The sequence below is a fragment of the Pseudomonas sp. MPB03 genome (assembly GCF_046605385.1).
GTDB classification, from domain to species: Bacteria; Pseudomonadota; Gammaproteobacteria; order Pseudomonadales; family Pseudomonadaceae; genus Aquipseudomonas; species Aquipseudomonas zanjanensis.
In genome coordinates, this window is record NZ_CP176770.1 from 1,444,122 (window position 1) to 1,453,667 (window position 9,546).

The 9,546-nt window shown below is 61.9% G+C and carries 8 protein-coding genes; 2 read left to right on the forward strand and 6 right to left on the reverse strand.

Annotated elements, in window-relative coordinates; all coding sequences use genetic code 11:
* Window positions 1-59: 59 nt before the first annotated feature.
* The 6 genes from ACLH0I_RS06235 to ACLH0I_RS06260 form a co-directional block, all read right to left on the reverse strand.
* Complete coding sequence (locus tag ACLH0I_RS06235; protein ID WP_053118722.1) at window positions 60-878, reverse strand: ABC transporter permease; 819 nt, start codon at window positions 876-878, stop codon at window positions 60-62.
* A complete protein-coding gene (locus tag ACLH0I_RS06240) occupies window positions 868-1,815 on the reverse strand; it encodes an ABC transporter permease (protein WP_250963627.1) in 948 nt (315 codons plus the stop codon). The genes ACLH0I_RS06235 and ACLH0I_RS06240 overlap by 11 nt, the downstream gene beginning before the upstream one ends.
* Before the next feature lies 1 nt (window position 1,816).
* A complete protein-coding gene (locus tag ACLH0I_RS06245) occupies window positions 1,817-2,854 on the reverse strand; it encodes an ABC transporter ATP-binding protein (protein ID WP_411386579.1) in 1,038 nt (345 codons plus the stop codon).
* A gap of 220 nt (window positions 2,855-3,074) precedes the next feature.
* Complete coding sequence (gene ydcS / locus ACLH0I_RS06250; protein WP_250963625.1) at window positions 3,075-4,226, reverse strand: putative ABC transporter substrate-binding protein YdcS; 1,152 nt, start codon at window positions 4,224-4,226, stop codon at window positions 3,075-3,077.
* 89 nt (window positions 4,227-4,315) lie between these two features.
* On the reverse strand, window positions 4,316-5,773 hold the full coding sequence (locus ACLH0I_RS06255) for a gamma-aminobutyraldehyde dehydrogenase (protein ID WP_411386580.1): 1,458 nt from the start codon (window positions 5,771-5,773) through the stop codon (window positions 4,316-4,318).
* Window positions 5,774-5,987: 214 nt separating this feature from the next.
* Entirely contained in the window at window positions 5,988-6,902 is a 915-nt protein-coding gene (locus ACLH0I_RS06260; protein ID WP_186705457.1) for a LysR family transcriptional regulator, read from the reverse strand.
* A 181-nt stretch (window positions 6,903-7,083) separates the two neighbouring features.
* Here ACLH0I_RS06260 and ACLH0I_RS06265 point away from each other — a divergent pair, with 181 nt between their 5' ends.
* On the forward strand, window positions 7,084-7,794 hold the full coding sequence (locus ACLH0I_RS06265; protein ID WP_207966541.1) for a tellurite resistance TerB family protein: 711 nt from the start codon (window positions 7,084-7,086) through the stop codon (window positions 7,792-7,794).
* Window positions 7,795-8,366: 572 nt separating this feature from the next.
* Window positions 8,367-9,314 carry an IS110 family transposase gene (locus tag ACLH0I_RS06270; RefSeq protein ID WP_250966064.1) on the forward strand — a complete coding sequence of 316 codons (948 nt, stop codon included), beginning with the start codon at window positions 8,367-8,369 and terminating at the stop codon, window positions 9,312-9,314.
* The last annotated feature ends 232 nt before the right edge of the window (window positions 9,315-9,546 follow it).

Here is a 9,546-nt window from a genome sequence, read left to right on the forward strand (position 1 = left end):
ATCGCGAGCAAGCTCGCTCCCACAGGATTGCGGTTCCTGCAGTGAGCGATCACCGTTGATTATTTCCCGCCACTCCCCGCCACGCTCTCACCCCCACGGGTCAGGTAATACGCGCCCAGTATCGGCAGCATCGTGACCATCATCACCAGCATCGCCACCACGTTGGTCACCGGCACGTCGCGTGGGCGACTGAGCTGGTTGAGCAGCCACAGCGGTAGGGTGCGTTCGTGGCCGGCGGTGAAGGTGGTGACGATGATCTCGTCGAACGACAGCGCAAACGCCAGCATCCCACCGGCCAGCAGGGCCGATCCCAGATTAGGCAAGATGATGTAGCGAAAGGTCTGCCAGCCGTCGGCGCCCAGGTCCATCGAGGCCTCGATCAGGCTGTGGGAAGTACGGCGCAGGCGGGCGATGACGTTGTTGTAGACGATCACCACGCAGAAGGTTGCATGGCCGACGACGATGGTGAACATCCCCGGTTCGATGCCCAGGGTCTTGAAGGTCGCCAGCAGTGCTATGCCGGTGATGATCCCCGGCAAGGCAATTGGCAGGATCAGCATCAGCGAAATGCCCTGTTTGCCGAAGAAATCGCGGCGGTACAGCGCCGCCGAGGCCAGGGTGCCCAGCACCATGGCGATCAGCGTGGCGATGGCCGCGATCTGCAACGACAGCTTGATCGCCTCCAGCACGTCCGGGCGTGAGAAGGCGACGCTGAACCACTTCAGGGTCAGGCCCTTGGGCGGAAAGCTGAACGCCGCATCCTCAGTGTTGAAGGCGTAGAGGAAGATGATCAGGATCGGAAAGTGCAGGAACACCAATCCGCCCCACGCCGCGATGCGCAAGCCCCACGAGGCTCGGTCTTGAGAGTCAGAGTGCATCGAAAGCCCCCAGTCGCTTGACGACGGATAGATAGATCGCGATCAGCACGATGGGTACCAGGGTGAACGCCGCGGCCATGGGCATGTTGCCGATGGCGCCTTGCTGGGCGTAGACCATGCTGCCGACGAAGTAGCCCGGTGGGCCTACCAGTTGCGGCACGATGAAGTCCCCCAGGGTCAGCGAGAAAGTGAAGATCGAGCCGGCGGCAATGCCGGGGATCGACAGTGGCAGGATCACTTGCATGAACGTCTGGCGCGGCCTGGCGCCCAAGTCCGCCGAGGCTTGCAGCAGCGACGGCGGCAGACGCTCCAGGGACGCCTGGATCGGCAGGATCATGAACGGCAGCCAGATGTAGACGAACACCAGGAAACGCCCCAGGTGGGAGGTGGACAAGGTGCTGCCGCCCACGCCCGGGATCCCCAGCACGAACTGCAACACCGGCCCCAGGCCCAGGTGCTGGACGAACCACTGCGCCACGCCGCCCTTGGCCAGCAGCAGCGTCCAGGCATAGGCCTTGACGATGTAGCTGGCCCACATGGGCAGCATCACCGCGATGTAGAAAAACGCCTTGGTCTTGCCGCGGGTGTAGCGCGCCATGTAGTAAGCGATCGGGAACGCGACGATGGCGCTGGCGATGGACACCGCAATGGCCATGCTCAGGGTGCGCCAGATGATGTCGAAATTCGACGGCTGGAACAGCGCCGTGAAGTTCGCCAGGGTCAGGTCCGGCGTCACCGCCATGGTGAAGTCATCGAAGGTGTAGAAACCCTGCCACAGCAAGGTCAGCAGCGAGCCAAGGTAGATCGCGCCGAACCACAGCAGCGGCGGCACCAGCAACAGCGACAGGTACAGGTTGGGCCGTCGGTACAGCAGGTTGGAAAAACGCCGCAGCGGCGAACCGGGCGCAGGCGTTGGGGTGATGGCCAGCGTGTTCATCTCACACCTCGCCACTGACGGCGTCGTGCAGCGTGACCATCGCCTCACGGGCCCAGCGAACGCTCAGCTGTTGGCCGGCCTGGTGCGGGGCGGCGTTGTCCTGCCACTGGGTGTTGGCCTGGCTGAGGTTCAGGGTCTGGCCGTTGGCAAGTTTCAGCTCATAGCGTGTGGCGCTGCCCTGGTACTGGATGTCGTGCAGCAGGCCGTGGACTTCGACCTCACCGCTGGCCAACGGGCCCTCGGCGAAACGCAGGTGTTCCGGACGGATCGAGAACGGCTGTGGATAACCGCTCAGTTCTCGCGCCAATTCGCCACGAATCACGTTGGAGGTGCCGACGAATTCGGCGACGAAGGTGGTCGCCGGTTTCATGTACAGGTTGCGCGGCGTATCGACTTGTTCGATGCGGCCTTTGTTGAACACTGCCACGCGGTCGGACATCGACAGCGCTTCGGTCTGGTCGTGGGTGACGAAAATGAAGGTGATGCCCAACTGGCGTTGCAGCTTCTTCAACTCGCCCTGCATCTGTTCACGCAGCTTCAGGTCCAGGGCGCCCAAGGGCTCATCGAGCAACAACACCCGTGGGCGATTGACCAGCGCACGGGCCAGGGCCACCCGTTGGCGCTGGCCGCCGGAGAGCTGCACCGGCTTGCGTTCGCCGTAGCCGCCCAGGGCGACCATCTCCAGGGCCTCGTTGGCGCGCCGGATGCGCTCGGCCTTGGCGACGCCTTTGACCTTTAAGCCGTAGGCGACGTTGTCGCGCACGTTCATGTGGGGGAAGAGGGCGTAATCCTGGAACACCGTGTTGACGTCCCGCTGATACGGCGCAAGCCCCGTGGCTTCTTCGCCATGGATGCGGATCGAGCCGGCAGTGGGTTGTTCGAACCCGGCGATCAGTCGCAGGCAGGTGGTCTTGCCCGAGCCGGACGGGCCCAGCATGGAAAAGAACTCGCCGTCCTGGATGTCGATGGAGACCCGGTCAACGGCCTTTACATCGCCGAACTGCCGGGATACCTGGGTGAATTGGACTGCAAGCGTCATGGTGCGGGGCTCCAGAAAGCGGGGCGGGTATGAAATCTCAACGATTGGCAGGCGATCCCGTGGCGAGGGAGCTTGCTCCCGCTGGGTGGCGCAGCCGCCCCAAAACCAGGCGATGCGGTGTGTCAGCTAATACCGCGTCGGTCCGTTTTGGGCGTGCTTCGCACACCAGCGGGAGCAAGCTCCCTCGCCACAGGGGCCGCTCCCATTTATGTGCTGGGGGTTAACGCCCACCCATGATCGCAATGTAATCCTGGGTCCAGCGGCTGTACGGCACGAACTTGCCGCCCTCGGCCTGTGGAGTTTTCCAGAAGGCGATCTTGTCGAATTGATCGAAGCCGTTGGTCTTGCAGCCTTCGGCGCCCAGCAGCTCGCTGCCCTTGCACGCCGCCGGCACCGCTGGCAAGGAGCCGAACCACGCGGCCACGTCACCCTGGACTTTCGGTTGCAGTGACCAGTCCATCCACTTGTACGCGCAGTTGGGGTGCTTGGCCTCGGCGTGGAGCATCGTCGTGTCGGCCCAGCCAGTGGCGCCTTCTTTCGGAATGGTCGAGGCGATGGGTTGCTTCTCGTTCATCAGGCCGTTGACCTGATAGGGCCAGGCGCCGGACGCCACCACGCCTTCGTTCTTGAAATCGCTCATCTGCACCGTGGTGTCGTGCCAGTAGCGGTGGATCAACGGCTGCTGGGCCCGAAGCAGTTCCAGCACGGCCTTGTACTGGGCTTCGTCGAGTTGGTACGGGTCCTTGATGCCCAGTTCAGGCTTGGCGGTCTTGAGGTACAACGCCGCGTCGGCGATGTAGATCGGGCCATCGTAGGCTTGCACGCGCCCTTTGTTCGGCTTGCCGTCGGGCAACTCCTGGGCATTGAACAGTACGCTCCAACTGGTGGGCGCTTGCTTGAACACGTCGGTGTTGTACATCAGCACATTGGGACCCCATTGGTACGGGGTGCCGTAGGTCTGCTGGTTGACCACGTACCACGGCGCATCTTTCAGGCGCGGGTCGAGGTTTTTCCAGTTGGCGATCAGCGCGGTGTTGATCGGCTGCACGCGCTTGCCGGCAATCAGCCGCAACGAGGCGTCGCCCGAGGCGGTGACCAGGTCGTAGCCGCCCTTGGTCATCAGGCTGACCATTTCATCGGACGTGGCGGCGGTTTTCACATTGACCTTGCAGCCGGTTTCCTTCTCGAACCCCGTGACCCAGTCGTAGGCCTTGTCGCTTTCGCCGCGTTCGATGTAACCCGGCCAGGCGACGATATCCAGTTGGCCCTCGCCGGCACCGACGGCCTTGAGCGGCTCGGCGGCCTGGAGACTGACGCTGGTCAGCAGCGCCGTGGTGAGTGCACTGAGCAATGCGGTCTTGTGCGCGTACATGGAAATCCCTCTTGCTTTAATTATGGTCGGGGCAGTGTTCGAACAGGTGAAACGCCATGGCTGGCCTGTTATTAGAGTAGTGCTGTTATCTATAGATGCTGGCCGTGGCGGGCCATGATGTGGCGCACCACGCTGTAGTCCTGGAGCGAATCGCTGGACAGGTCCTTACCGTAGCCGGAACGTTTCAGGCCGCCGTGGGGCATTTCGCTGACCAGCATGAAATGGCTGTTGATCCAGGTGCAGCCGTATTGCAAGCGCGCCGCCACCTGCATGGCCTTGTCCAGGTTCTGGGTCCATACCGAGGACGCCAGGCCGTATTCCGAATCATTGGCCCATTCCACCGCCTGGCTGAGTTCGTCGAAGCGGGTCACGGTGACGACCGGGCCGAACACCTCGCGCTGGACGATTTCATCGCTTTGCTTGCAGCCGGCCAGCAGGGTGGGTTGATAATAGAAGCCAGCACCGGAATGCACCGCCGCACCGGTGATGCGCTCGATGTGCGGCTGGCCGAGGGCGCGCTCGACAAAACTGGCCACGCGGTCGCGCTGGCGGGTACTGATCAGCGGGCCAATCTCATTGTCGGCGTCGCGCTTGCCGGCAAAGCGCAAGCTGCTGACCGCCGCGCCGAGCTCGGCCACCAGCCGGTCGTGAATTCCGCCCTGGGCGTAGATCCGGCACGCTGCCGTGCAATCCTGCCCGGCGTTGTAATAGCCGTAGGTGCGCACGCCTTCGACCACCGCCTGGATGTCGGCGTCGTCGCACACGATCACTGGCGCCTTGCCGCCCAGTTCCAGGTGTGTGCGCTTGAGGGTTTTTGCCGCCGCCTGGAGGATTTTCTGCCCGGTGACGATATCGCCCGTCAGCGAAACCATGCGCACCTTCGGATGGCTGACCAGATGGCTGCCCACCCCTTCGCCACCGCCGCAGAGGATATTGATCACGCCCCGCGGCAGGAGCCGGGCCAGCATCGGCGCCAAGGCCAGGATCGACAACGGCGTGTGCTCCGATGGCTTGAACACCAACGTGTTGCCGGCGGCCAGGGCCGGGGCGATTTTCCAGGCGGCCATCATGATCGGGTAGTTCCACGGCGCGATGGACGCCACGACGCCGATCGGGTCGCGGCGCACCATGCTGGTATAGCCGGGCAGGTATTCGCCACTGAGCTGGCCGGTCTGGCAGCGCACGGCGCCGGCGAAGAAACGAAAGACATCCACCGTGGCGCTCAGGTCATCCTGGCGCGCCAGGTGCAGCGGCTTGCCGCAGTTCAGGGCTTCGAGGCGGGCCAGCTCATCGGCGTTCTGTTCGATGGCGCTGGCGATGTCCAGCAGCAGGTTCGAGCGTTGTTGCGGCGTGGTGCGGGACCAGCCGTCGAAGGCGCAGTGGGCAGCGAGGATCGCGGCTTCCACCTGCTCGGTACTGGCCTCGGCGATGTGAGCCACGACTTCGCCGGTGGCCGGGTTGAGGATCGGCTCGACAACGCCTTCACCGGGAACGAGTTCCCCGTCGATCAGCAACGCGGTGCACAACGGGGTTTGCGTGCCAGCCATTTTTATAGGTCTCAGTTGAAACAAAGAACCTGTGGGAGCGAGCTTGCTCGCGAGGGCGGTGTATCAGTCGAATCGATGTCGCCTGTCACGCCGCTATCGCGAGCAAGCTTGCTCCCACAATGGATTGTTCTCCCACAATGGATTGTGGCGATGCAGCAAGACTAGTGCCCGGCCTCATGCCCGACAAATTCGAAATACTCAAGGCTGCATTCGATTAAATAGATGGCTTGCGTCCGCCATGAGGCTGTTCCCGGGCCACCGCCAGGAACGGGTCGACCGACGCCGGTCGCGCCGTGCCCCGGCGCCAGGCCAGGCCGACGTCGAGGGTCTGGTTGAGGTCGGCAATCGGTCGCGCTTCGATGATGTCGCCTTCCAGCGACCAGGGGCGGTAGGTCATGTCCGGCTGGATCGATACGCCCAGCCCCGCGGCCACCAGGCTGCGCACTGCTTCGGTCGAGGCGGTGCGCAGGGTGACCCGGGGTTGCAGGCCGGCGCCGCGCCACAGGCGCTGGGCGTTGCGGTCCATTTCGTCGACGTTCAGTTGGATCAGCGGCTCGCGGGCCACATCGGCCAGGTGGATGCTGTCGTGCTCCAGCAAGGGATGCTGCGCCGGTAGCCACAAACGGTGCGGCGAATGCGTCAGGACTTCGGTCTGCAGGGCGTGGCGATCCTCCAGGTTGGACAGGATCAGCACCCCGACGTCGATTTCGCCGCTGACCAGCAAATGTTCGATGTACGGCCGCTCGTCCTCCATCACGCGGATCTCCACGTTGGGGTAGGCGCGCTGGAAGCGGGTCAGCAAGTCCGCCAGGTAATAACCGGCGACTAGGCTGGTGACGCCAATGGTGACTTGGCCAGCCACCTGGTCGGTGCTTTGTTGCAGGCTGCGCTTGGCGTTGTCGACCGTGGCCAGGATCAGGTGGGCCTGGCGCAGGAATTGATGGCCCTGGTGGGTCAGGGTCATGCCCTTGGCGTGGCGGTTGAACAGGCTGACGCCGATGTCTTGCTCCAGTTGCTGGATGGCCAGGGTCAAGGTGGACTGGGAAATGAACGCCGTTTGCGCCGCGGCGGAGATGGAGCCGGTTTCGGCCACGGCGATGAAATGGCGGATCTGACGCAGAGTCATCATGGGCGCGTACCGGTGGGCGGATTTATCGATGTACTGAAGTGTATATCGTTTTTTTAGAAGGGAAGGAACGTGCACCGCTGGCGGCGTCAGGCAACATCTGGAAGCAATCTCGCCAACGGCGTCGGGCACTTTCGATCTAGGCTGGGGGCCTTACGTTGACCCGAACATCTGGAGGCAACAAATGAACACCCGTGGATTGCTCGATCAGCTTCTCAAGTCCGGCCAGGAAATGTTGCAGAACAAGGCTGGCGGTTCACAGGGCAAGTCGTCTGGTGGCCTGGGCGGTTTGCTCGGCGGCTCCGGCAACCTGGGCGGGATGCTTTCCGGCGCGGGCGGCGGGGCACTGGCCGCCGGGGCCATGGGCCTGTTGCTGGGCAACAAGAAAGCCCGCAACTTTGGCGGCAAGGCCCTGGCCTATGGCGGCCTGGCGGCCTTGGGCGTGATCGCCTACAAGGCCTATGGCAACTGGCAGGCCCAGCAGGGCAACGCGCCGAAGACCGAACCGCAGACCCTCGATCGCGTGCCTCCGGCGCAGGTCGAGCAGCACAGCCAGGCGATCCTCAAGGCGCTGGTGGCGGCGGCCAAGGCCGACGGCCATGTGGACGAGCGCGAGCGGCAATTGATCGAAGGCGAGTTCACCAAGCTCGACAACGACCAGGAGTTGCAACACTGGCTGCATGCTGAACTCAACAAACCCTTGGACCCCACCGACGTCGCCCGTGCTGCCAGCACCCCGGAAATGGCCGCGGAAATGTACATCGCCAGCGTGATGCTGGTGGACGAGGAAAACTTCATGGAGAAGTCCTACCTCGATGAACTGGCGCGCCAACTCAAGCTGGAGCCAGGGTTGAAGGCGGAACTGGAAAAACAGGTGCGCCAGGCGACTGTATAAAGCAGCATCAACGCTATTCCTTGTGGGAGCGAGCCTGCTCGCGATGGCGTCCGGTCAGTGACAGTATTCTTGACTGATACACCGCTATCGCGAGCAAGCCCGCTCCCACAGTGGTTTTGTGGTGTCTGGCAATCTTGTATCCAACGCTATTCCCTGTGGGAGCGAGCCTTCTCGCGAAGGCGCTCGGTCAGTCTCAGCATGGTTGACTGATACACCGCTATCGCGAGCAAGCTCGCTCCCACAGTGGTTTTGTGGTGTCTGGCAATCTTGTATCCAACGCTATTCCCTGTGGGAGCGAGCCTGCTCGCGAAGGCGCTCGGTCAGTCTCAGCATGGTTGACTGATACACCGCTATCGCGAGCAAGCTCGCTTGTATGGTAGGACTTGAAGGGAGGAGGAGGGACAAGGCTCGATTCTGACTGTTCGCGCAGTACAGACCGTGGGAGATTTCGCCCCTCCTCCTTTCACCCAAGCGCCGATAAAGAATGCTTCGGCCTGGATCGACGATAGAGACAAGCCTGCGCCTCTGGGTGACCCCTTCAAGTGTTCAAACCTTAGCCCGGAGGATTTTCAATGGCAATGCCGGTTTCTGTCACAAAGCCGATCGTGGGCGTGGATGTCGCCAAGAACGAGCTGGTGATCTATCACGCAGAGCTTGATGTGTTGGAAGCGATTCCCAACGACAAGGCGGCCATCAAAAGGTGGTTGAAAGTACTGCCGGGGCCCGTCGATGTCGCCATTGAGTCGACCAATATCTATCACTTGGATTTTGCTGATCTGGCCTATGAGGCCGGTTGCACGATCTATATGGTGGGCGGTTATGAACTTCACCATTACCGCAAAGGCGTAAAAGTACGCGCCAAAACCGACGCGCTGGACGCCAAGCTGCTGGCTCGTTACCTGAAGAACGAAGGGCATGAGCTTCATCCATGGGCGCCGCCATCTCCGTTGTATCGCCAGCTTCTAAGCCTTTTCCGCCGTCGCGCTGCGTTGGTTCAGGCTCGAGTCGCCCTGGTACAAAGCTGGGCCAATGAGCCGCTGCTCAAGACCGCTTTCGCCGAGCAAATCGCCGCCATGCAGAGGCTTGAGACATTGATCGAGAAGACGATCAAGGATCATCTGAAAAATGCTGGTTTGCTAGGTCAACTGAACCATTGCCTGAAGGTCGAGGGCATCGGATTTCTGACCGGAGCCCGCTTACTTACGGCGTTTCAGCGGGGCGACTTCAAAAACGCAGACGCCTTCATTGCCTTCTTGGGGATGGATTTGCGAGTGTCCCAATCAGGACAAAAAGACGACCGCCGAAGCTTGAGCAAACGAGGCGATCCGGAAGTTCGTCGGCTTTTGCACAACGCAGCCATGTCGGCTAGCCGTACGCCTGCCTGGAAAGGCTTTTATGAAAAACTAAGAGCTCAAGGCTTCGCTACCACCCAGGCGCTAGTGATACTGGCACGCAAGCTTGCTCGGATCGTATTCGCTCTGCTGAAAGGGCAAAGCGAATACCAACCAAAAGCGGCTTGAGGGCTTCCCCTCAACCATAGAATCTCCCACAGTGGTTTTGTGGTGTTTGGCAATAACATGTATCCAACGCTATTCCCTGTGGGAGCGAGCTTGCTCGCGAAGGCGTCCGGTCAGTCGCAGCATGGTTGACTGACACACCGCTATCGCGAGCAAGCTCGCTCCCACAGTGGTTTTGTGGTGTTTGGCAATCTTGTATCCAACGCTATTCCCTGTGGGAGCGAGCTTGCTCGCG

Excerpts from the sequence above, each read along its gene's own strand:
- ACLH0I_RS06240 (WP_250963627.1), bottom strand. The coding sequence starts at position 1,815 with ATGAACACGCTGGCCATCACCCCAACGCCTGCGCCCGGTTCGCCGCTG.
- ACLH0I_RS06260 (WP_186705457.1), bottom strand. The coding sequence starts at position 6,902 with ATGATGACTCTGCGTCAGATCCGCCATTTCATCGCCGTGGCCGAAACC.
- ACLH0I_RS06255 (WP_411386580.1), bottom strand. The coding sequence starts at position 5,773 with ATGGCTGGCACGCAAACCCCGTTGTGCACCGCGTTGCTGATCGACGGG.
- ACLH0I_RS06270 (WP_250966064.1), top strand. The coding sequence starts at position 8,367 with ATGGCAATGCCGGTTTCTGTCACAAAGCCGATCGTGGGCGTGGATGTC.
- ACLH0I_RS06235 (WP_053118722.1), bottom strand. The coding sequence starts at position 878 with ATGCACTCTGACTCTCAAGACCGAGCCTCGTGGGGCTTGCGCATCGCG.
- ACLH0I_RS06265 (WP_207966541.1), top strand. The coding sequence starts at position 7,084 with ATGAACACCCGTGGATTGCTCGATCAGCTTCTCAAGTCCGGCCAGGAA.
- ACLH0I_RS06245 (WP_411386579.1), bottom strand. The coding sequence starts at position 2,854 with ATGACGCTTGCAGTCCAATTCACCCAGGTATCCCGGCAGTTCGGCGAT.
- ydcS (WP_250963625.1), bottom strand. The coding sequence starts at position 4,226 with ATGTACGCGCACAAGACCGCATTGCTCAGTGCACTCACCACGGCGCTG.